The sequence below is a fragment of the Helicobacter sp. 13S00482-2 genome (genome assembly GCF_002272795.1).
Lineage (GTDB): Bacteria > Campylobacterota > Campylobacteria > Campylobacterales > Helicobacteraceae > Helicobacter_J.
On the sequence record NZ_MLAT01000003.1, the window covers coordinates 93250 to 116810 of the forward strand.

The 23561-nt window shown below is 33.3% G+C and carries 25 protein-coding genes; 3 read left to right on the forward strand and 22 right to left on the reverse strand.

From position 1 onward, the window contains the following. Positions 1 to 5 precede the first annotated feature (5 nt). The 19 genes from BKH42_RS02535 to BKH42_RS02625 all read right to left on the reverse strand — a co-directional run bounded on the left by BKH42_RS02535 (position 6) and on the right by BKH42_RS02625 (position 17966). Entirely contained in the window at positions 6 to 1661 is a 1656-nt protein-coding gene (locus BKH42_RS02535) for a ShlB/FhaC/HecB family hemolysin secretion/activation protein (protein WP_095294548.1), read from the reverse strand. Beyond that, positions 1658 to 2146, reverse strand: a complete 489-nt coding sequence (locus tag BKH42_RS02540; RefSeq protein ID WP_095294550.1) for a hypothetical protein — start codon at positions 2144 to 2146, stop codon at positions 1658 to 1660. The genes BKH42_RS02535 and BKH42_RS02540 overlap by 4 nt, the downstream gene beginning before the upstream one ends. A 297-nt stretch (positions 2147 to 2443) precedes the next feature. Further along, a complete protein-coding gene (locus tag BKH42_RS02545; protein WP_095294552.1) occupies positions 2444 to 3199 on the reverse strand; it encodes a hypothetical protein in 756 nt (251 codons plus the stop codon). Then, a complete protein-coding gene (coaBC, locus tag BKH42_RS02550; protein ID WP_095294554.1) occupies positions 3193 to 4455 on the reverse strand; it encodes a bifunctional phosphopantothenoylcysteine decarboxylase/phosphopantothenate--cysteine ligase CoaBC in 1263 nt (420 codons plus the stop codon). The genes BKH42_RS02545 and coaBC overlap by 7 nt, the downstream gene beginning before the upstream one ends. Before the next feature lie 22 nt (positions 4456 to 4477). Then, positions 4478 to 5476, reverse strand: coding sequence for a UDP-N-acetylglucosamine 4,6-dehydratase (inverting) (pseB, locus tag BKH42_RS02555; RefSeq protein WP_095294669.1), 999 nt, complete (start codon positions 5474 to 5476; stop codon positions 4478 to 4480). 17 nt (positions 5477 to 5493) lie between these two features. After that, complete coding sequence (locus BKH42_RS02560; protein WP_095294555.1) at positions 5494 to 7137, reverse strand: outer membrane protein transport protein; 1644 nt, start codon at positions 7135 to 7137, stop codon at positions 5494 to 5496. Positions 7138 to 7265: 128 nt separating this feature from the next. Continuing rightward, positions 7266 to 7859 (reverse strand): hypothetical protein, encoded by a 594-nt coding sequence (locus tag BKH42_RS02565; protein WP_095294558.1) that lies wholly within the window; start codon positions 7857 to 7859, stop codon positions 7266 to 7268. Positions 7860 to 7861: 2 nt separating this feature from the next. Then, entirely contained in the window at positions 7862 to 8503 is a 642-nt protein-coding gene (locus tag BKH42_RS02570; RefSeq protein WP_095294560.1) for an LPP20 family lipoprotein, read from the reverse strand. A 53-nt stretch (positions 8504 to 8556) separates the two neighbouring features. Next, positions 8557 to 9423: an ATP-binding cassette domain-containing protein gene (locus BKH42_RS02575; protein ID WP_095294562.1), complete on the reverse strand. Its 867-nt coding sequence runs from the start codon at positions 9421 to 9423 to the stop codon at positions 8557 to 8559. After that, positions 9420 to 10103 (reverse strand): molybdate ABC transporter permease subunit, encoded by a 684-nt coding sequence (modB, locus tag BKH42_RS02580; RefSeq protein WP_095294564.1) that lies wholly within the window; start codon positions 10101 to 10103, stop codon positions 9420 to 9422. Before modB ends, BKH42_RS02575 begins: the two co-directional genes overlap by 4 nt. Beyond that, positions 10096 to 10485 carry a hypothetical protein gene (locus tag BKH42_RS02585; protein ID WP_095294566.1) on the reverse strand — a complete coding sequence of 130 codons (390 nt, stop codon included), beginning with the start codon at positions 10483 to 10485 and terminating at the stop codon, positions 10096 to 10098. The genes modB and BKH42_RS02585 overlap by 8 nt, the downstream gene beginning before the upstream one ends. Next, entirely contained in the window at positions 10478 to 11215 is a 738-nt protein-coding gene (gene modA, locus BKH42_RS02590; RefSeq protein ID WP_095294567.1) for a molybdate ABC transporter substrate-binding protein, read from the reverse strand. Before modA ends, BKH42_RS02585 begins: the two co-directional genes overlap by 8 nt. 58 nt (positions 11216 to 11273) lie before the next feature. Then, positions 11274 to 11651, reverse strand: a complete 378-nt coding sequence (locus tag BKH42_RS02595) for a LysR family transcriptional regulator (protein WP_095294569.1) — start codon at positions 11649 to 11651, stop codon at positions 11274 to 11276. A 3-nt stretch (positions 11652 to 11654) separates the two neighbouring features. Beyond that, positions 11655 to 14261 carry an HD domain-containing phosphohydrolase gene (locus BKH42_RS02600; protein WP_095294571.1) on the reverse strand — a complete coding sequence of 869 codons (2607 nt, stop codon included), beginning with the start codon at positions 14259 to 14261 and terminating at the stop codon, positions 11655 to 11657. Between the two features lie 84 nt (positions 14262 to 14345). Next, positions 14346 to 15584, reverse strand: a complete 1239-nt coding sequence (locus tag BKH42_RS02605; protein ID WP_095294573.1) for a HAMP domain-containing protein — start codon at positions 15582 to 15584, stop codon at positions 14346 to 14348. Continuing rightward, positions 15575 to 16243, reverse strand: a complete 669-nt coding sequence (locus BKH42_RS02610; RefSeq protein WP_095294574.1) for a response regulator transcription factor — start codon at positions 16241 to 16243, stop codon at positions 15575 to 15577. Before BKH42_RS02610 ends, BKH42_RS02605 begins: the two co-directional genes overlap by 10 nt. 12 nt (positions 16244 to 16255) lie before the next feature. Continuing rightward, entirely contained in the window at positions 16256 to 16636 is a 381-nt protein-coding gene (locus BKH42_RS02615; protein ID WP_095294576.1) for a hypothetical protein, read from the reverse strand. A gap of 97 nt (positions 16637 to 16733) precedes the next feature. Further along, a complete protein-coding gene (locus BKH42_RS02620; RefSeq protein WP_095294578.1) occupies positions 16734 to 17756 on the reverse strand; it encodes an NADPH dehydrogenase in 1023 nt (340 codons plus the stop codon). 9 nt (positions 17757 to 17765) lie between these two features. Then, positions 17766 to 17966: a hypothetical protein gene (locus BKH42_RS02625; RefSeq protein ID WP_095294580.1), complete on the reverse strand. Its 201-nt coding sequence runs from the start codon at positions 17964 to 17966 to the stop codon at positions 17766 to 17768. A gap of 93 nt (positions 17967 to 18059) precedes the next feature. On the opposite strand from BKH42_RS02625, the gene thrC reads away from it, so the two are divergent. Genes thrC through BKH42_RS09405 form a run of 3 tightly spaced genes read left to right on the forward strand, consistent with a single transcriptional unit; the run spans position 18060 to position 20008 of the window. Beyond that, a complete protein-coding gene (thrC, locus tag BKH42_RS02630) occupies positions 18060 to 19529 on the forward strand; it encodes a threonine synthase (RefSeq protein WP_095294582.1) in 1470 nt (489 codons plus the stop codon). A gap of 43 nt (positions 19530 to 19572) precedes the next feature. Next, complete coding sequence (locus BKH42_RS02635; protein WP_095294584.1) at positions 19573 to 19884, forward strand: hypothetical protein; 312 nt, start codon at positions 19573 to 19575, stop codon at positions 19882 to 19884. Continuing rightward, positions 19871 to 20008: a hypothetical protein gene (locus BKH42_RS09405; RefSeq protein WP_180673919.1), complete on the forward strand. Its 138-nt coding sequence runs from the start codon at positions 19871 to 19873 to the stop codon at positions 20006 to 20008. The genes BKH42_RS02635 and BKH42_RS09405 overlap by 14 nt, the downstream gene beginning before the upstream one ends. 201 nt (positions 20009 to 20209) lie before the next feature. Here the strand turns inward: BKH42_RS09405 and BKH42_RS02640 are convergent, their stop codons facing one another. The 3 genes from BKH42_RS02640 to BKH42_RS02650 are packed head-to-tail and all read right to left on the reverse strand — an operon-like array spanning position 20210 to position 22816. Further along, complete coding sequence (locus BKH42_RS02640) at positions 20210 to 21070, reverse strand: c-type cytochrome (protein WP_095294586.1); 861 nt, start codon at positions 21068 to 21070, stop codon at positions 20210 to 20212. Beyond that, the gene (locus tag BKH42_RS02645) at positions 21064 to 22302 is read right to left on the reverse strand and encodes a cytochrome bc complex cytochrome b subunit (protein ID WP_095294588.1); all 1239 of its coding nucleotides are present in this window, start codon (positions 22300 to 22302) and stop codon (positions 21064 to 21066) included. Before BKH42_RS02645 ends, BKH42_RS02640 begins: the two co-directional genes overlap by 7 nt. A gap of 10 nt (positions 22303 to 22312) precedes the next feature. Next, the gene (locus tag BKH42_RS02650) at positions 22313 to 22816 is read right to left on the reverse strand and encodes a Rieske 2Fe-2S domain-containing protein (RefSeq protein WP_095294590.1); all 504 of its coding nucleotides are present in this window, start codon (positions 22814 to 22816) and stop codon (positions 22313 to 22315) included. Positions 22817 to 23561 lie beyond the last annotated feature (745 nt).

The window sequence follows — 23561 nt, forward strand, 5'->3', positions numbered from 1 at the left end:
ATAATTTATATTGAAATATTTAAATTAAAAAAGATAGGCATTGATTCTTTAGGCATATCTTTAGAACGAAGAAACGGCTTTGAAATGGTAAGTCCAAGAGAAATAGCCTGCCAAAAATAATTTGCCCCAAAAGCAAATCCAGCAATCTGATCGCTATGATTCAGGCCATAATCTCTACCTCCGCCATAATCCAATCCAAAAAATGGCTCAATATTCCAAATACTCCCTTGAAAATAAATAGGTTTTAAAGTAATAGTATTAGCGATATATCCGCCCTCATCAAGTGCCAATGAACTCTCCTTGAAGCCTCTCACAGTGTATTGATCCCCAATAAAAAATTTATCGGCATAAAACAATTCATCATTACTATAACTCGCCCCAATATTCAAACGATACATGAGCGCAATATAAGGACTATAATAAAGATATTTTTGCCAAGAAGCATTCAAATTAATCTTGTTATACTCGGCCTTAAAAATAGAATTTTTCGTATTGCCTTCCCCACCAAATATAGGCACTCCACGCAAATACTCCATATCAAGATACAAATTCCCGCCAAATACCTTATTAATGTGCTCTATCCCTGTACTAACAACTGTATAATTTTTACTATTTATTTCTATCAGAAGATCATTAATATGATTTTTTTGTCTCCTCAGTTTGGTTTGAAAATAAAGAGTTGTTTTGCTATTTTTATTTCTATGCAAAACTCTTTGTATTCTGAAGGTTTGGCGAAGATTTTGACTTTTATTAGTATAACTCCCAAACTGACCCATTATATCAATGTAGCTATCTGTATAGCTCACAGAATAAGAAAATTTCCAATACTTAAATGGAATAGAATAACTCCCTGAATAGATGCTCTCCTTATTCTTATCACGATGATGTATGAAACGCTCCATATAAGTCAAAAATAATGTGTCATTGATTCCAAGTAAATTATATTGATTAAAGCCCAACACCGATCTAAAAGCACCCTTATCTATAGTGGAACTATTATTTAGACCTATACTGATACCTCCATCAATCTTGTGTTCTTCAAGGATAACATCAGAATATTCCATTTTCTCACTTGGCTCAACCTCCATTTTATACAAATAACCACCATTATTGAGATTCTCTAATCCCTGATCTAGTGCATAAATATCTAACAAATTACCTTTTTTGATGGGAAAAGCGTCAAACACCCTGAGTTTAGAATATTTAGAATCCTTAATCTGAATGCTATTGATATACCCAAATTTGACTTCTAAAACTAATTTTCCAGTTTTCACATTACCTGATTTTATTGTAACTAAAGTAGTCGTATAGCCTTTTCTAACATAATACTCACTCGTTTCTTTGATTAACTCAAAAATATCTTGTTTTTTTAAAGCTTTATTCTCATAATTTTTTAATATTTTAACGATTGTCTTAGGAACTTTATACTCACTTTGTATGCTAATATTTTTAAAAAAATATTCTTTACCATCTTCAAATTCTTGTATTTTTCCTTCAGGTTCATTGCGATATTTATCTGGATACTGAAGCTGTTCTTGAATATATTTTTCTTCTTTTTCTTTATTTAATAAATCCAAAACTCTATTTTGATTTTGAAGTTGTAAATCGGCATTATCACCCCAAACCTTCAAAACAATCAAAAAAATCCAAACCTTTTTCAAATTTTCACTCCCATTTTGAAAACAACTGAACGATAATGTGAATTCATATTGCTATCATTAATTTGCATATCATCAAATAAAACCTGAAAAACTAGGCGATGAATAGATTTTTCAATACCAAAAGCATAATAAAAAGTTTTTTTTAAAGTAATATTTTGTAAAAATCCAATTCTACTAACAATCTTAGTATCAAGAAATGTAGGAAGCTTCAGAAGTGTGAAAAATAATCCTACATTCTTCTTATTACTCAATAACGGATGAATTCTCCTTATCTCAGCACCAATCCCAATATCAAAACCTGTCATTTTTGGAATAGGAAAATAAATATCCGATCCATAATCAAAAAAATCATTCAAAGTCTCAGATTCTGTCCTGGACTGAAAGTTTTGATAAGGAGTGATACCGATTTTTGGTTCTATAAAAATAAATCCCGCCCCAAAAACCATCTCTGAATAAAAACAAATTATCAACAAAATTTTTTTCATATTTACCAATCAAAATATATAAAATAGATTCTAATAAAAATCATGAGTCACAACAATAAATTATAAATTTTATTATAACACAAATAATATTTAATTTAAATATTTCATTTAATCATAATGATATAAGTTATCATTATGATTAAATAGTTATTATTTTTATATACTTTATTATTATTAATTATTAATATAAAGATATCTAAATAAATAATTTTTAATAAATATTAAATAATTTATTGTATTATTTTTTAATATTATATTTTAGTAATATTAACAAAAAAAACAAATAGGATTAAAATATTAGGCCTTGATATCTAAAAATCCTTCTTCAAACTCAAATAAAGGGACGATCTCTTTTTTTTGATAAATGGCTATAGATTCAAAACCCTTTAGTTTATTCTTATTTTCTTCTAGTATTTTTTTTACACTTTCATAAAGCACCCATATTTCAACCCCAACCCCACGCTCTAACAAATAAATCCTTCCTTTTATTTCACCAAGATGTGGATAGAGGCCATAAAATTCTAAACTCTGCTTTTTGTTTTTGCTTTTTCTCACCTGCACAAGCTCATTTTTATTTCCATCAGAAATTACTAGAGATAACACTTCATTATGCAAAGAAAGAAGTAAATTACTCAAAGTTAAAAACTCTAACCTATTTTGAACTAAAAGCAATTTATCTAGCAGGAAATCTTTATACTCTCTAAAGCCATCTGATTTGGATTCTTGAAAAAGTTTATCCAAATCTCTAATAATAAACTTCAAAGGACTTTTTTCTATCATATTAAGCATCTTGGGAGTACGAATAAGATTTGATAGAATGATTGCACCAACTGAACTTTTAGACATATTTGCCCAATATTCCTGGCCTACAATCAGTTCTTTCTGGCTTCTAGTGCTTATTTCAGTATTGCCCATTTTCAACAAAAACTCTCCATTTTTTTGTTTTGAAAGCACTTTTAACAAAATAGGCAATGTTCCATTGAATTCGGTGATATTTTTGACTTCGCCTCCAATTTTGGAGAGCTCACTTAGAGCTTTGATATGCTTTAACACAGAAGATTTTGAACAAAATCAGCAATCTCAAACCCAATATTGAGTTTGGTTTTAAAACCAGTATGATAAGTGCTATTTTTAGAGAAAAATATCATTTCATTTTCTTCTGCACCAAAAGGATTGTATTTCCCAATCACATTCAAGCATACTGCTGTACAGCCTTTCCCGCCTTCCTCTAGAGGATCTAAAAGCTTTTTAGCACAAGAAATTGCATTGCTTTGTTCAGATTCGGCCTTAAAGCCTATTTTAATGAGATTTGAAGAATTCACCTCTTTGAGAATATCAGGATTTTTTTCACATTCTATCTCCCAATTTTCTCCTATTTTATCTTTTTTTAGTTTTGTGTTCGAAGGATTTTTAGGTGCATAATCACTGATGGCTGCTGCCATAAATAAAAATCCTTGTCCGCTAGAGGGTATTTTAGAGATAATCGCTTGCAAATATGAATGAGCTGTTTTTACTCTCACGCATTCTATTTTTGAAGGCAACTCAATAGGAAAAATTGAAGAAATAAGACTAACTCTCCCACCCAAAAGATAAAGTGCTATGGCTAAATAACTCGCTTGAAGCCCACTAGAATAATTTGAAATATATCTGACAGAATCGATATTTTCAATACTCCCCCCACCTGTGATAATAACTTGCTTATTTTTCCAAAAAGAATTTTGAGAGATCTCTCTTGTGAGTGCAAAAACAATCTCTAAAACTTCCTCCATTGCGCCTTTTCCATAAGTATCACAAGCAAGCATAGAAACTCTAGGCTCAATGATTTCAAAACCTAAATGCTTGAGCTTAGAAATAGCTTCTTGAATCTGAGGAGCTTCAAACATCTTTGTATTCATTGCAGGAGCGATAAATTTGGTTTTATCACACGCTAACAAGGTACTCAAAACAAGATTATCACTCACACCAAAAGCCATTTTAGCAATCGTATTGGCCGTAGCAGGAGCAAGAATTGCCACATCTGCCCAAGCTGCATAAGAAATATGATTACATGCTATTTTAGCACCTTGATGCGTCCAATCCTCAGTCTGAATGTGCAAAACCCGAGAATGAGTGATTGCCTCAAAGGATAATGGAGTGACAAATTTTTTTGCTTCCTCGCTCATCACCACACACAAAGAAGCTCCAAGTTTTTTAAGCATACTAGCTAACTCAAGAGATTTATAAGCTGCTATGGAGCCTGTCACTAATAACAATATCTTTTTATCTTTAAGTAAATTCATACTCTGCAAACTAGATTCAAAGCTTTTCATCAAAACTCCACTTTTTTAGACTTTATTCTGAAATAACTTCACTCATTTTCAATATCTGTTCTTTATTGAGCCATTTATCATTTCCATCGCTACTGTATTCAAATCCTTCTTGCACACTCTTTCCTATCTCACCTTTAAGTGTTTTGCTATAATCAATAGGGGTTTGAAAAGTTATCGTAGGAGTGAGAATAAAAAACCTATCAAACTCTAGTGCCAAATGTGATTCATCTCTTGGAATCATTACCTCATGAAGTTTCTCACCTGGTCGAATCCCAACAATTTTCATCGGAATATTTGGAGCAAGAGCAAGGGCTAAATCAGTGATTTTCATACTTGGAATTTTGGGCACAAAAATCTCTCCTCCTTGCATTCGTTCTAAACAATCAAGCACAAATCTAACACCATCTTCTAAAGTTATCCAAAAACGTGTCATTCGTTCATCAGTGATAGGAATCTGTTTTGCTCCTTGCTTTATCAAATGCTTAAAAAAGGGTATCACACTTCCCCTGCTACCAACAACATTTCCATACCTCACAACCCCAAACTTTGAATTTTGAGAACCTTTAATATTATTGGCTGTCACAAAGAGTTTGTCGCTACAAAGCTTGGTTGCACCATATAGATTGATGGGATTAGCAGCCTTATCGGTGCTAAGAGCAATAATAGAGCTAACCCCATTTTCCAAACATCCATCTACCACATTACTCGCACCTTCAATATTGGTCTTGATGCATTCCATTGGATTGTATTCAGCAATAGGCACGTGCTTAAGTGCAGCAGCATGAATACAAATATCAACACCTCTTAGAGCTACTTGAAGTCTCTGTTTATCTCTAACATCACCAATAAAATAACGCATCCTTTTATCAACAAAAATCTGTGCCATCTCATATTGTTTGAGTTCATCCCGGCTATAAATAATAATTTTTTTTGGATTGTGGTTTGTTAAAATACTCTGGACAAATTTTTTTCCAAAACTTCCTGTACCGCCAGTGATGAGAATTACCTTTCCATCTACCATATGTGCCATATCTTCCCCTACCACCTATAACCTAAGCTCATGGTGGCAATTTTTAATTGTCCTAATCCATCAGATTGGTACATACTCCTACGATTATCTTTAAAAGTCACAGAATAGGCAACCCCCAAATCAAAACCTCGAAAATTATATTTAACACCCGCACCCACCATATAACCATCAGAATCAGGAATTCCAATTTTATCTTGAGGACTGGGTGCTTGATCATATGCCAAAGATCCCATCAAACGCAAACTTTTCCCCATATAAGTAACTCCCAATCGATAAGTATTTGTATCACGCCATCCTGCACCCATATTCATCACTCCAGCAAAATCAGCAAGTCCTACCATTCCCTTGAGCGTGTCAGAGTTAAATACATTTGTATTAGCAACCATTCCACTTAACCCCTTGTAAGTGGCATTTTCAAAATCAGGAGTTACAAGAAACTTGCTACCCCTACTCCAAAACGTTCGTTCATACACACCTTCTATTCGCAAATGATTTTTAAAAAAATTTTCTGCATAAGCAAGGGTTAAAATTTCAGGCATCGTAACAGCAATATTGAGATCTCCTGTGGTAAGAACATCTCCAATAGCCCCTCCAATATAAGTTGTGGCCGAAAGACTTCCTTGCATATTAAGCTTTACAGGAGAATTATACACAACAGAAAGCATTCCATTATCAAACACACGCAAAGAAGCTGCGACCCGATATCCAGCAGAGAGGGCTTTTCCATCAGATTTTTGATACACCTGCGCAGTGCCAAATAAATTAGTGGTTTCAGATTCCACACCACTCATTAAAGCTGTCCAATTAATGGTGCCATCAGAATTTTTAAGGCTTGGCATAAAAAATGAGGCGAATTTCAAAAGAGGACCTACTTGATCTTTAATACTTTGAGGTATCAAACCTGCAACTTCATCATTACTGAGATTCCCTATTTGAGAAGGATCTAAAGAGATGCCTAGTTTCTTTTTGTCCAATGGAACATACACAACGTTATTGAAGCTCCCCATCGCATAAAGAATCCTTGGGGCAAAACCAATAGAAAAACGATCCCCGATGGTATAGCTCACACTCGGAGCAAATTCTATCATCATAATAAAGACATCCTGAAGAAACTCTCCGCCCTTGCCTACCCAGTTCATCGCAAGACCTGAAGGTGCAACAAAACTTGCTCCAAAGGTAAAACCATTATGTGTGCGAGACTTATAGAAAAGTTTTGGCAAAATAAAATTCGTATCTCCAGTGGAACCACCTACTACCTGCACATCTGGAGAAGTATGGTAGAGTTTGATAGGTTTTGATAAATCCTCCAATGCGGGAATAAAGGTCTTTCCTATATTGATCCCAGTTTGAGTACCAGAACTAAACTTCAAAGTTGTTTCAGAATATAGTCCCTGATTTGTTGTAGGCACATCAAATTTAAATCCAGGTATGGTAATGAGAGAAGTTGCTAGTTCAAACTCGCTTTTATTTTCACCCCAATCATTGCTAAAGCCCATATTTGCAGGATTATAATAACTCGCATCCGCACCCCTTGCTCCAGCTACATAAGCAGAAGAGAGTGCTGTGCCATTGATACTCTGCTCTTGGATCTTAAATCCATTCGCAAAGCCAAGCGATGATGATAATAGTAAAAGCCCTAAAATCTTTTTCATCAATCCTCTGTCCAATAGTTGGCTATGCAACCAAATTTAAAATCCTTTATTCTATCGAATGAATGCTAAAAATACAAATAATTTAAAAAAATATTGTCAAAACTTTGAAAAACGCTTAGGGATAACGACTAGGGAGATTGGGTTTGCAAACTAGGATCTACATAGTCATCAATGGATATGGTTACGCCCGTACTCATATTTCTAAAGAGTATATGACCAGGTTTGCGCTCATAGAAAAAAACTTCTCCGCTTTTTTGAAATCTCTGTATCACCCCACCATCTGGAGTTATTTGCTTACCAATTCCATCAAAAATATCTTTTGATAGCAAAATATCATCAAATAGATCTCCATAGCTAACCTTTCCAAAAAAATTCTTTGCTGCTGGCCATTTGGGGGCACAATCACTCAAAAGACATATCTGTTTTCTTTTTACCAAAATACTGCCCATGCTTTTCCCAAGCTTAAAAAGCTCTAATTTTATTTCCTTAGGTCCAATATCCAAAATTCCATAATCATAGAAACGAAACATCGCTGTTTTTATATACACAAGCTTGAATGTAGGAGTTTGTTTTATATTTTGAGATTTTTTGGAAGTTTTTTCACCTGGATCTTTTGGTAAAAAAAAATTCTGCAAAGAAGTGCAAGAAGTCAGAAACAAGCAAACAAAAACCCCCAGAAATATCTGAGGAATTTTATCTGTGAATGTTTTATGAAGGCACATTTTTAACCACGACCACCTGTTAGGGCACGATACCACACCCTGCCATCAAGTTTTAGTTCCATACTGACCTGACATAAACCATCTTTATAGACAGTTTCAGTGATTTCTGCATTTCGAATCAAGGCTTGAACTTTTGTTTTCACTGTAGAATTTTGTAGCACCATGTCTCTGACGGTATCTTGAGCATTCACCCTGATACCGTACATCTTTTCACCCAATTGCCTATAAGCATCCACGATGGCTGCTCGTTTTGCTAAAGCCAAAGCTTGTGAAGGAGAGATCGTAGATTCTGGAGCCACGCCCATTCCAACTGCACTAAGCTCAATAACATTGCTTGGAGTTAGCATAGGGGTATTTTGAATCATCGGATCGCCTTTAGGGCTTATGGAGTCAGAATCATCAAATCTAGTATCTGGTAAGGGCTCTACGGTAGAACGTTTAATGATATTATTCCCTGCATTTAGATTGGGATTTGCAAAACCTGTAGGAGGGTATACTGGAGCCTGGATACCACCTGGTTGATACACTGCTGATGGAGGTATCAAACTTGTGTCATCTGAAGATGGGTTCATCATAGAATTACACCCTGCCAAACCTAGTGCTAGTGTTAAAAAAGCCGAATTATTAAATAACCTTCTTGTCATAAAACATCCTTTTAAAAATATGTTGCTTAGACAAAGCAAAAGCCGTGCCAATTTTATAGCAACGTTATAGAAGGATTGAATGCTTTAGCAATAACTACGACACAATCCCCTATTTTAAAATCCTCTGCTTCAAGCGGATCTAGGGTTATTTTTATGACAGAATTATTCACAAGAATATCTGCAATACAGATCACATCTGTTTTTGTAATACCCAACACTTCCCCATTGATTTGCATCTTACCACTCCATCTTTGATTCAAAAACACTTCTTGAGGCGTTCCAAACTTTATTATTTTTCCCTCTTCAAGAGTTAAGACATAATCTGAGAGTTTAAAAACTTCTCCCAAATCATGACTGACCAAAAAGCTACTGATATTAAAATGTTTGCTTAGCTTTTTCAATTCTTCTTGAAGCTTAAATCTCATTTCTCTATCTAAAGCACTTAAGGGTTCATCAAGTAGTAAAATTTCTGGAGAACTTACCAATGCTCTAGCTATAGCAACTCTTTGAGCTTGACCACCTGAGAGCGTAGATATTTTTTTATCACAAAATGATTCTAACTCCATCAAGGAAATCACCTCATCAATGCGATTTTTATCTTTATTGCTACCAAAAATGATATTTTTATATACATTCAAGTGCGGAAAAAGTGCGTAGTCTTGAAAAACAAATCCAATCTTTCTATCCTGAACAGGTAGATTTATATTTTTTTCAGAATCAAAAAAAACTTTATTTCCTAGTGCAATTCTTCCTTTGTCGGGTTTTTGTAAGCCGCTTAACATTCTCAAAATAGTGCTTTTACCTACACCTGATTTTCCAAAAATACAGACAAATTTAGCCTCTGGCACTTTCAAATCAAGCTCTAAGAGAAACTCTCCTTTGTTTCCATAAAGCGACTTTTGGACTTCAAGCTCAATCATATGATGCCCTTATTTTTTTCTCTTGAATTGGTAAATAACACTAAAAAAAGTAGTCCAAAACTAATCACACAAAGACATAAAGCATATTGATTGGCAAGTGCATAATTGGTAGCTTCAGATTGGGTATAAATTGCAATACTTACAACCCTAGTGACATTAGGAATATCCCCACCTATCATCATCACCACACCAAACTCCCCAACAGTATGAGCAAAAGTAGTTACCATCGCCATCAAGATACTAGATTTAACATTAGGTAAAAGAACAAAAAAAAGTGTATAAAGCTTACCTTTTCCTAAGGTATAACTTGCTTCTTTTAGTGATATGGGGAGTGAAGAAAGCGCATTTTTAATGGGATTTATCATAAAAGGAAGAGAAAAAATCACACTCCCTATGATCAACCCAGAAAAACTAAAAACCAATTTTATTCCAAATTTATCCTGAAGAAATGCTCCTAAAAAATAATTTGGGGAAAATGCTATAAGCAAATAAAAACCTAAAACCGTTGGTGGTAGAATCAATGGCATCCAGGTCAAGGTTTCTAAAACAACTTTGAATACACCCTTATTAAAAGCTAAATAATAACCTATAAAAACTCCAACAGGCAATAAAATAAATGTTGTACAAAAAGCTAACACAAGACTCAAATAAATCGTCTGCCAAAATTCTATATCAAACATATTCAAGCATCACTTCTGAAGATTTCACAAACCATCCAAAAATACCCCCTTCAAATATTTCTAGCTCATCACAAGCTTGGATAGTTATAAGGGAGGTTATTTTTAATTCCTCAAACTCAAAAACAATTCTTGCAAGGGTTTTTGTTTTATTTACACTAAGAACTTTGCAAACAAAACGATTCCTAGCACTGATCTTAGAATAAAAACGATCGCAGATCATCACTTCACTTTCTTTAAAGATGGCATTCACCTTCATTCCCAATTCAAGATTACCATTATTTAAAACCATCGCCATAAAAGAATGTTGTTTTGAGTTCATAGAAACTAATGTTATCTGTTCATCAGAAATAATCTCACCAATCACACAAGGGACTTTATTCATTTATTATATAGCCATACTTCTGAAATATTTTCTTTGCTTTTGAACTCAAGAGAAAATCTTTGAAATCCTTTGCTAGTTGGTTATTCTTACCATAATTAGTCAATACCAAAGCCTGATTAATCGGATTATACAGAGTTTTATCGATGACAACATAGCTCACATCTTTATCTTTTTTATCTATTAAAGATAATGCTCCAAATCCAGCTTCTGCATTTCCACTAGAGACAAATTGATGTGCTTGGGATATGGAACTAGCGTTGATGAGTTTAGATTTTATAAAATCATAAAGCTTGCTCTTATGTAAAGCTTCCTTTGCAGCCCTTCCATAGGGAGCAAGCGTAGGATTTGGAATGGCGATATGAATAATATCTTTTTGAGTGAGATTTTCCAAGCTATTGATTTTTATCTTTGGATTATGACTCCATAAAACCAATACACCACGTGCATAAACTTGTGGTTTTTGGGGAGTTTTTTTCTCCATATAAAGTTTTTGCGGGAACTCCTCATCAGCAGAAATAAATAAATCAATCGGAGCTGATTGAGAAATCTGAGCATAAGCCTTACCCGAAGAAGAATAGCTAATATTAAGTTTGTCTTGTTTGTGTGTGAGCAAAAACTCTTTAGAAATTTCTTCTAAAACATATTGCAAGTTTGCAGCTGCAGCTATATTTGCCTCTTTTGCAAATAATAACAATCCTATCAAAACTACCCCGAAAATTATTTTTTTCATTTTTAAAAACTCCTTTGCGTTTTAAAATCATTGTATATTTTTATATATAACGATTTGCTTAAAGAAAAAACTTGTTCTCCAAGAAAATTATCTTTTTTTCAAGCTCATCAAAATCTTTGGATTCATCTAAGCTAGATTCAATTTTATTCATCAAAGCTTCAATTCTTTTAAAAAGAGTGATTACTTTTTCGCCCTCTGGTGTGATAATAGTTCCACCTCCACCCTTACCCCCACTTGCACTCTGCACCAAAAGTTTTTCAGAGAGATGATTCATGCTATCAATATCATCCCAAGCAGCCTTATAACTCATTTTCATATTTTTTGCTGCTTTTGAAATAGATCCTGTGGTTTTGATATGCTCAAGCAACTCAACTTTGCCCTTACCTAGAAAATTTCTACTCTCTTTTTTAATCCAAAAACGTAAAAAAATTCTCACTCTTTAGTCCTTATACTTGTCACTGATGAGTAAAAATTCATCTATATGCTCTAAAAACAAATCCACAAGTTCGGGTTGGAATTGTTTGCCTTTTAGATTTTTCATATGCTCCATCACTTCAGGAAGTGGCCAAGCTTTCTTATAACATCTATCATTTCCAATCGCATCAAAAACATCAGCAACTGCTGTGATTCTCCCAAAAAGAGGTATTTCATCACCCTTGAGATTACAAGGATAACCACCGCCTGACCACCATTCGTGGTGACTTTTTGCAATTTGTGCAGCAGTTTCTAGGATATTACGATTAGAGCCCTTAAGCATCTCAAAACCTAATATGGTATGAGTTTTCATCACTTCAAATTCTTCTGGAGTAAGCTTACCAGGCTTATTTAAAACAGAATCTGGGATACCTATCTTACCAATATCGTGCATTGGAGAAGCAATTTCTATTAAAGATTGTTCTTCTTTGGAACAACCATAAAGCTTTGCAAGAAGACTAGAATATTTTGCTACCCTTTGAATATGATTGCCTGTTTCTCTACTTTTGCCTTCGCAAATGGTTCCCATTGCGATGATGACATCCTTTTGAACATTTTCAATTTCTTGTTGAGATTCAACAATTCTGGTAATATCAATTCCCACTGCCATGATTTCAATAGGTCTTCCTTCAAGATCATAGATATAAACCCCAACACTATTGACATAAAAATGTGTTCCATCAGATCGATTGTGCCTGATGATACCTTTATAAATACCCTTTTCATTAAGAGCCTTACCAATTTTCATGAATTGCTCTTTTTGCTCATCATCTAAAAATTCATAAATATTTTTACCAATAACATCTTCCAACTTAAAGCCTGAAATACTTAAGAAAGTATCATTAGCATAAGTGAAGTTTCTGTTCAAATCCAACCTGAAAAGGCTCTGATTTTTATCAATTAGTTCTTCATATTGTTTTAATAGATGGCGTTTTTCATCATCTGAATACTGTAAAAATTTTATATCTTTTTCAAGTCGTCTTTGATTGAGTTCTTCATCAGTCCTATCAATCTCTCCTACAATATATGAAGAAACTTCTCCAGTTCGATCAAAAACTGCCTTGATGATAGTATTAACATAATACAAACTACCATCTGACTTGATATGACTCATCTTGCCACTCCAGAAACCTTTTTTTCTAAGAGTAGGAACAATCTCATTGAGGACATAATCCTTCATCTCAGTAGTAAGCACATCAAGAACATTTCTTCCTACTATTTGCTCTTTTGTATAACCTGTAATATTACGCATCTTTTCATTTGTATAAGTGATATTGAGATCTTTGTCGATAACATTATGATGTATCGCCTCATCCACCATATCTCGATAACTTTTTAATGTCTTAGTTGTGGCTTCTAGTTCTTTGGAGGTAACTTGGAGTAAGTAGGTCATTGCATTTAAAATTCGTGAATCTTTATTTTGCTGAAACTCCAAAAAATTCTCTCTGGGTCTAAAATCAAACTTATCTTCACTTAATAATATTCGTGTGTTTGTTAGATTTAATATAGCATTTCCCGAATCAAAATGATACGCCTCTCCATAAGTAAAAAAACCGCAAACAGCATCTGCATCAGCGGAAATTCCTAGTAGATCATTGATTCCATCTAAACCTAAAAATAATACCCTTCCAATACAGGAATAGAGGTAAATAGCTTGAGCTCTCCGAGGAGATTTCTCATTCTCAACAAAAAGATCTGTCTTCACATTCTCTAATAATCCAAAGGAAAAACTAACCATAGTTCCTTCAGCAATATCACCCAAGAATGCAATACCGCCATCATCAAGAACCTTATCTAAAACCCTACCAATTAGCTTTCCATCTTTGTTTTGAAATACAAAAGGAAAATTCCAACCATCTTGCTCAATTGTTTTAACAATATCATTTCCAAAATATCGCTTATAAATTTCTTTGATGGGTGTATGGTTGATCTCATAAATGATGTTTTTATGGGATTTGGTAACTTGCAAAGTAAGCCCAATAGGACGCCAACCAAAGCTATAACTGTTTTGAACATTTAGCACTTCTGAATCAATCAGAGCACAGACAATCCCATTAAGATAAATACCCTTTGTATCTCCAATAAGGGTTCTAACTCCTCTACTTCCACTACCTGTAGCCTTCCCCCCAGCAACAATAAGATTTGGAGCAAGATCATATAGCTGACTTAAAAACTCCTCTCCAGAAACACTAAAATATTCAATAAAAACTAGCAAAAGTTTCGTCTTAGAAGTTAAAGAAGAAACAACTTCTTCTGCCATTTTCTTTTCGGGTACATCGCTTGAAAAGTGCATTGTCCTTACACTTGAATGTAAAAAACAAGAAATCCCCATGATAATATCATCTTTAGATACCTTAGAATCTATAATCTGATGAGAACTTGAAGCGATCAAAATTTCACAACCTGGAATCAATTCATTTAGCACATCAATCAAATATTCTGAAAGTTCTCGCCCTAAAGATCCAAAGATCTGCACAAAATACTTCTCATTGGTATCTAGACCTACTTGGTAAAGCCTCAAATCATTCTCTAGTTGTGTCCTGTCTTTAAAAGCAATATTAACTAACCTCAAGACTTCTCCTTATCATTAAAGAAGAATTATTTTAAAATAATTCTTACTAACATTATAATTTTTACCTTCTAATACTAGATGCAATTATAACTTTTTATTTATTAAAGAAATGATATCAAAATTCAAACCAAATATATGATAATCATTTTCATAGCGATACTCAAGCTCATAATGATGCAAAGATAAAATCTCACTCACAATCGAAAGACCCAGCCCATGACCACTCACAGCACTATGTATTGAATCCCTACAAAAGGGCTCTAAATAATAACTGATACTATGCTCTAAAATATCACCTTTATTTTTGACAATAATTTTATTTTGGATGGATTGGATATGCACCCTTCCATCCCTGCTATATTTTAGGCCATTTTCTACAAGATTTTTTAATGCAACCGATAAAAGACGCAAGTCGCCCAAAATACTAAAATTTTTTCCAAAATCCACAGAGATTCTATTTTCTTCATCAGAAAAACTTGATAATGCTTCAAATATCAATGTTTCACTCAAAAATTCCTCATTTGTTATGACAATATTCCCACTATTAACTCGCTCAAATTCCAACATATTATCGGAAATCTTTTGCATATCGCCCACATAACGTTCAAGCTTTTTGAATTCTTGAGTTTTATTCTTATTTAATGCCAAAATAAGCTTCATCTTAGCAAGTGGGGTTTTGAGTTCATGTCCAATGTTTCTCAAAATCAGTTCCCTGCTTTTTAACATCTTGAAAATCTTCTCGCCCATAAAATTGAAAGCACGAATCAAATCACCAATTTCATCTTTTCTATTGGTTTGTAAATCCCTGTCATATTTTCCTTTTGCAAATTCCTTAATCGCATAACCAAGCTTATTTAAAGGATTGATTAATGTAAAAGATATGACATATAAAACACCCAAAATAAGCATAATAGGTAGAAAAAATACCTTCAACCTATTTTCTTCCCAAAAATCAGATTCAATATCCTTAGCCACAATAAAATTATCTCCAAAATAATTCACACTAAAACCTATTTTTGACTTGGTTCTGAAAATCTTCACTCCCAACATATCATCATTTTTTGATTCAATAATTTTATAGCTTTTAGGCATGGCTATCAAACGAATGTATCCAAACTTCCTCATAGCAAGTCTGACAGCATTCAAATTTCCTGTGGTGTAGTTAGGCAAAATACTCTGAATAAAAAGCATCGTCTCATTTTTTGCCCTCTCGTTTTGCTTCTCTGTAATGATTTTATCACTCTGATACCACAATGCAATAACAAACAAAAATGCCATTCCAAAAAAAAAGCTGAACTTTACCCTCAAGCTCGTTATAAACAAAACTTATATCCTATCCCCCAAACAGATTGAATGAATTTAGGCTCCTTAGCGTTATCGTTGAGTTTTACTCTAAGATTTCTAACATGAGTGTCAATACTTCTTAATAAGCTGTCTTCATGAATAGCATTGATAGTATTGGCAATAGCTTCCCTTGAAATGGGATGAAGTCTATTTTCTATCAAAAAAACTAAAATATCAAACTCCGTATTAGTCAAATCAAGAACTTGATTATTTAATCTAGCTTCTCTTTTTTCAATACTAATAGATAGATTATCAAAAACCATTTCTTTAGGCTTGAATCTTCTTAGCATTGCATTGATTCTAGCAATCAACTCTGCAGGTTCATAAGGTTTTGCTAAATAATCATCTGCACCCTTCTCAAACCCCTGAATTTTATTATAAATATCCCCTCTTGCTGTGGAGATAATGATAGGAACTTGAGAGATTGAACGGATTTTTTTACATAAATCAAATCCATCCATTTCTGGTAGCGTTAAATCCAAAATAACTAGATCAATGCCTCCTTGATTTTCTCTCATAAGCTCAAGTGCCTTACTTGGTAAATCCGTCGCTAAAACATTAAATCTAGCTTGCTCTAAATAAGTTTTTATCAAGCCTTGCATTTCTAAATCATCTTCTATTAGTAGCAATTTTCCCATCTTTACTCCTTACTATTGGTCATCTTCTCCAAATTCTTTGGATATTTTTTTTCGTTGCTCCTGATTCAAAATAGAATGAAGTTGTTTTAAAAACTCCGAATCTAGATCGATTTTTCTATCATATATCTCTTTGAGTTTGATTTTTATTTCTTCAATATTGAAATCCTCTCCAGAAAAAAGCTTCATTATGAGTGAATCCGTCTGCCCATTTAATTTCCACCAATCTTTAAGCTGATGATGATATTCCTTAAAGAGCATTTTCACAGCTTTATCCTGAGTATGGTTCAATTTGACATCCTTAAGATCTTTATGAAGTTCATTGAGATCTCTCCAATTATCAGCTGCACAAAAAGCAAAAAAAAGCAAAAAAAAGCAAAAAAAAGATTTTTTCATCTCACACCTTGAAAGATTTTATAGAATTATAACCCTCAAGGTTGTAGTTTTTGTCAATTAATTCAAAAGTAAAATTTATCTACTTCCTAATCAAAAATCAAGAATAAAGATATCTTCCACGTTCATACTGAATAGGCAATTCAATCTTTTGGTTCAACTCAAGAGCTGCTTGAATAGGCCAGTATGGGTTAATAAGCAACTCTCTAGCCAAAAATACCGCATCTACCACATCAGATGCAATCAATTTATTTGCCATCATGGAATCTGTTATAAGCCCTCCACCTATACAAGGAATACAAAGTTTTTCTTTAAGAATCCTTGCACATTCTATTTGGTATCCAGGATAAACTTTAATGTTAGTTGATATAACCCCTCCTGTGCTAACATTTAAGACATCAAAAAGATGTTTGATGGGCTCTAAAAGATGTATAACGTCCTTTATGTCATTTCCATCCTGATCATAATCTCTAGCTGAAACTCTAAGGGAGAGGAGAAAATCTTGTGGTAAAACAGATCTCAATGCCTCCAAAATTTCTCGCAGAAACCTTGATCTATCCTTTCCATATTCATCATTTCTGGTATTACAAAGAGGAGAAAGAAATTCGCTGATAAGATAACCGTGTGCACCATGAACTTCAATACCATCAAAACCAGCCTTTAATGCACGAATTCCAGCTTCTTTAAAGCTTTTTATTATATTTTTAATGTCTTGCGTATTCATCTCTTTGGGTATTTTGGAGTTTTCAGAAAAAGGAATACTTGAGGGTGCTAAAATTTCATCCACCGAACATTCGCATTTTCTACCTGAATGACCTATCTGAATAATGACCTTTGTTCCATACTGATGACAAGCCTGTACAACTGACTTAAGACCCTCTATATGATCATCAGACCATATGCCTAAATCAGCATCAGATATTCTGCCATCTTCACAAACCGCACTGCACTCTATGATAATAAGTCCTACTTGACCAATGGCTCTGCTCAGGTAATGGTGATAATGCCATTGAGTTATTTTTCCATCTGATTTGGCACTATACTGATCCATTGGAGCCATCACAACTCGATTTTTAATTTGAAGATTCTTGATTTTCCAAGCTGAAAAAAGCGTATTATTCATTTTATGCTCCTAATTTTTAATATAAAAACCCTTTTCATTATAGGCTATATCAAATTTTTCGCCGCTCCTTAAATCTATTAAATAACATTGCTCAATTGTTTCAGCAATTGCTCGTTCTATGGGTATTTGTCTCAATCTTTGTTTCACTTCATCAATATTTTCACACAAAGCCGAAAATCCAAACATCATCAATTTGTATTCAAAATCCATTTTTACCCCTATAAAAATCTATCAAAACCTACCACACTTTATCACAAAAATATTATAATCTCACAACCATAAAAATATGAAGAAAGGATTTTGATGAATATTTTCACTAAAACTCGCTACAAAAATAAATCGGCTAAATCTCAAAAAATAAATTTTCAAGAAGCGGTTTTAAATCCAAGTGCTCCTTTTGGAGGACTCTATACGCTTGAAAATATTCCTTCAAAAAACTTTAAAGAATTCATTGATTTTGATTATGAAAAACTCACAAGAGAAATATTTTCAGGTTTAGGAATTTCTTTAGATAGTGATATTTTAAAACAGGCCTTGCAAAGCTATGAAAAATTTGATGATCCAAAAAACCCTGCCCCTTTAGTAAAAATCAAAAAAAATCTATATTCTCAAGAGCTTTATCACGGCCCTACCAGAGCATTCAAAGATATGGCACTTCAGCCATTTGGAACTATTTTATCCGCTCTTGCTGCTAAAGAAAACAAAAAATATCTGATACTCACTGCAACAAGCGGAGATACAGGTCCAGCGACATTAAAAAGCTTAGCCAATACAGATAATATCTCAGTGATTTGTTTATATCCAAAAGGTGGTACAAGCGATGTTCAAGAACTCCAAATGCTAACTCAAGAGGGAAAAAATCTAAAAGTATTTGGAATCAATGGGAATTTTGATGATGCTCAAAGCACATTAAAATCTTTACTAGGAGATGAAGATTTTAAGGCAGAATTACAGAAAAAAGACATTTACTTATCAGCTGCGAATTCTGTAAATTTTGGACGAATCGCTTTTCAGATTATCTACCACATATGGGGTTATCTGAATCTAGTAAAAAACAATCACATTAAATTTGGAGAGGAATTTTATATCGTTGTTCCAAGTGGGAATTTTGGAAATGCACTCGGAGCATTCTATGCAAAAAAAATGGGGTTGCCTGTTAAAAAAATTATTATTTCATCAAATCCAAACAATATACTCACAGAATTTATTCAAACAGGTATTTACAACATTAAAGATAAAACGCTTATAAAAAGCTATTCTCCTGCGATGGATATCCTTAAAAGTTCAAATATAGAGAGAATCTTATTCGCACTTTTTGGAGGAGAACGCACATATGAATTAATGGAGAATCTACAAAAAAATCTACATTATGAAATTTCTTCAAGTGAATTAGAAAGTCTGCAAAATTATTTTTCAGCAGTATCTTGCACTGATAGAGAATGCTTGGAATATATTAAAAAATCCTTTAATATGGGATATTTACTAGACCCTCATACAGCAACAACCCTAAAAGGAGTAGATAAATTTTGTAAAGATGTTCCTACCATCATATGTTCTACTGCTGAATGGACAAAATTTGCCCCAAGCGTAGTGGAAGCAATTTTTGATAAAAAATTAAATGACAAAGAAGCTATCGCATTTATGTGCGAAAAAAATCATATGCCAACTCCAGATTTTATAAAAAATCTATTTTGCAAACCAATGATTCATTCAAAAGTATTGGAAAAAGAAAATATCAAATCTGAAATTTTAAAATGGCTTGATTTTAAATAAAATCCAAACATTTAGCTTGACTTAAGTTCCAATAGGGGCTTTTATGTCTAGTAAATGTTTTAAACTTGAGCAATTTGAGCTTGAGCAATTTTACCATTCTAAAATCAGAACTTTCTTTAAATCCTATAAGAATAGCAAGATCTTTTTATTTTATGCAGAACTTCGAGATATCCTATGGAAACTTCAATGTAAAGATGGATTACTTCAAATCAATCAAAGAAATACAACTTATGAATTTGATGTAACTAGTAAAACAATCAAAAATTGGCTTAGCGAACTTCAAAAATTAGGATTTTTAGAATTCAAATACAAAAAATTTGATCTATGTATGTTATATACAAATGAAGAATTATGAAGATCTTGAAATTTTAAATCCTCCTACTCAAAAAGAATCTGGTGAAGTAATCTTGCCTCAAAGATTTTACAAAGACGTTCAAATCATCATTCAAAATGCTATTAAAGAATTTAGAAAAAACTAAATCCTCATAACAGTCCATAAATTTTAGTATGAAGTGCCTTAGTCTAAGCATCTGTAGAGAACCTAACAACGAAAATATAAATCTAGAGATGTTTTGAGAAAGCATTGAAAGACAAACATGAATCAATTGTATCCTCCCTCTCCAAAAAGAAGGGGATAAGATACAATCATAAAAAAAACCTTCGGAGTATGTTATATTTTTTTAATGCAAATCACTCCAGATTCTACGTTTCCAAGCATAAGCAAGTAGTGCCATCACAGCAAAGAAGATCATAATTTTGATTCCAAGCGAATCCCTTTGTGCCTTTTTGCTATCACCTACTTTTTCCAAATAGTTAATAACTTGCTTCTGAGCTTCTTCTGTGAGCCCGACTCTAGGCATTGGGGTATTAGGAATCATTTTTTGCGGATTATTGATAAACACGCTCAATTCTTTAGCACCTCTACTTCTTATCATCATAGACAAATCAGGAGCTTTAGTGCCTAAATATCTTTCCAAATCAGCATCAGGAGTAAGAGCTATCATTTTATCATATTGAATACTATGACATCTATCACAAGCTTGTGTAAATACCTCTTTGTCGCTAAGTTCCTTGGGAGCAATAAAAGCCAAATAAGCTACGATATCAGAAATCTCATCATTACTCATCCAATCATATGGAGGCATTGGATATGGAAGAGAATCGCCAAACTTGTGTGAAAGCTCTGTCGCTTTAACAGGATTTTTGATAAAGTTTGCCAAAAAATTATGATCAAGCACTGCAGCAATATTAGACAAATCTGGAGGAACAACACCATAACTACCTGCAGAAGAAGCATTATCCATAGGTGCATCAATTTTTTGAGACTTGATTCCATGACAAGCAGTACAGTTCTCTGTCACGAGCTTTTTACCTTTTTCTACATCCCCTTTACTTAAATCTATTTTTTCTAAATCCTTAAAATCATAATCAGCAGGGGCAACCTTAGGATGCATTATTGAATGAGCCAAAGGCTCCACACCCCAATAAATAACGCCTACAACAACTATTAAAAGAACTAGTATTTTTAATTCCTTTAGCATTTTGCACCTCCTTTATTTCTCTCCATAATCGTAATTATTGGTAAAGCCACAAGAAATAAGAACAAAAACGCTATAGAGGCAACAAAACCTATATAGATACTCATACCTTCTGGTGGAAGCTTTCCAAAGACTGTTAAAACAATCAAATCCACTATCATTAGCCAATACCACACAAAAAATAAAGGTCTTTTGTGTGCAGGTGCAACTTTTTGACTTCTGTCTAACCAAGGCAAGAAAAAGAAAATGACCTGTGCTATACCAAAAGCGACTAATCCAAGATTCGCACTAAAGAAAAAGCCTCTTAGCACTTCATAACTCCACAAGAAATACCATTCAGGATAAATATGTGTAGGAGTTTTTAAGCTATTGGCGGGGTCAAAATTCACAGGATCCATAGCAAAATCATAGTGATAACAAACCAAATAAAAGAAAAATATCATAAAGGTGCAAATCACAAAAATGTCTTTTGAAAGGAAAACTGGCCAGAATGGAATAACTTTTGAGTCTTTTTTCTTTCCTTCAATGTATTTTTTCTCTTCGGCTTCAAAATCAAAAACTTCTCCATCTTGATTATTCACATGAGGAATTCTCAGTGAATAAAAATGCACCACAATCAAAATCATAATAACAACGGGAAGCAAAAAGACATGCAACATAAAAAATCTAGTCAAAGTAGAATCTGCAACCACATAATTCCCCCTTATCCATTCCACGACATCATTACCTATGAAAGGAATGCCACCAAAAAGATTAGTGATAACTGTCGCAGCCCAATAACTCATCTGTCCCCAGGGTAACATATAGCCACTAAAGGCCTCTGCTGAAAATACCACAAAAAGTAGCATACCGCTTACCCAAATCATCTCCCGACCTCTTTTATAGGAGCCATAATAGATGGCAACAAACATATGAATGTAAATAATAACAAATATCATACTTGCTGCAACAGCATGAATATGTCGCCATAACCAACCGTAAGCAACCTCTTGCATAATAGTGTAATTCACACTATTAAAAGCCATCTGTGCATCTGGTTTATAATACATCAATAAAAAAATTCCTGAAACAAGAAGTATGGTAAATAAAGCTGTCAAAACAACTCCCATTGCCCATAAAAAGTTTATATTTTTAGGAATCCAGTATTCAGTCATCAAGACCTTTGTTAGTTTTTTGACTCCGAGCCTTTGATCCAACCAATCAACCAATCCATCAGCTTTTTTAATTTCTGCCATTTTATCCTCCTTATGCCTTGCCTATCATTGCTTGATATTCAACACCCACTTCTCCAAATACAATCTTCGTTCCATCAACCTTAAAAGGTGGAATATCAAAAGGTCTAGGAGGTGGGGTACCTTTTACGTTGATTCCATCAAGTGTGAACTTTCCTCCATGACAAGGACATAAAAATTCCTTTAAATCAGGATTAAAGATAGGGATACACCCAAGGTGAGTGCAAATCTGAATGCCTAGCGTAAAGACACTATCATTTATTTTAAAATCCCTTTCTTTATCAAAACCCTCATCAGCTTTTTTTCTGATGATATAGATAGGTTTTCCCCTCCATTCAGATTGAAAGAACTCTCCTTCTTTGATTGCACTAACATCCACAGTTGTAAAACCTGCAGACACAACACTTGGTAATGGATCCCAAGTTTTTTTCATAGCGATCAAAGAAGTTATAGCTCCCACGGCAGTCACGCCACCGAGCGTCATTCCTAAAAAATCACGTCGTTTAATTTCAGCCATCGTTGTTCTCCTTTTGTTGTTTTTAGGTTGTTTTTCTGAAAAACGTAGATATTAAAATCTTTGAATTGTATTTGAATTAAACTTAAATGTTTTTGATTTAAAAAAAAATAATCCAAAAACTATCTGCAAAAACACTTCAAATATTGATTTTAGAAATCTCCCAATAGTTCGTTTAGAAAGTCCTATAGCAAATATAGTAAAAACACTAAAAGAGCCTATGCATGGATGAAGATTTAAAGTTCAAAAATGATATCTAGAGAATATTTCGAAAGTATTTATGTCTCATATTCGCCACACCCCTAAAATCAATTTTTATATTCTAACCATAGGGTAACTAATAGACTTCAAATCTATCAAAAAACATGCTAGTTTTTTTATGAGACACTAAACAAGAATACCTAAATACCTACAATCAAGTCTTTTAACTCAAAACCATAAAACCATAAAATTTAGTTTTAATAATATAAAAAATTAATTTATAAATTATTATATTAAAAAATAATTAACCAATAAAATCAATCAAGATATTAAAATATGGAAAGTTGTCAAACCATATAAGAACTAAAAAAACCAACTATGTGCTTTCCTCATTCTAGCAGTCATCGAATTCTCTAAAAAATACTTTAGATATAAAACCATAAATTGGCATAAAAATCAGGTATAAAACTACATCAAGATAGAAAAATTTCAAAAATACTTAAATAGAAAAAAATGTTTCAAAAATTAAATTTTTTAAAAAAATAAT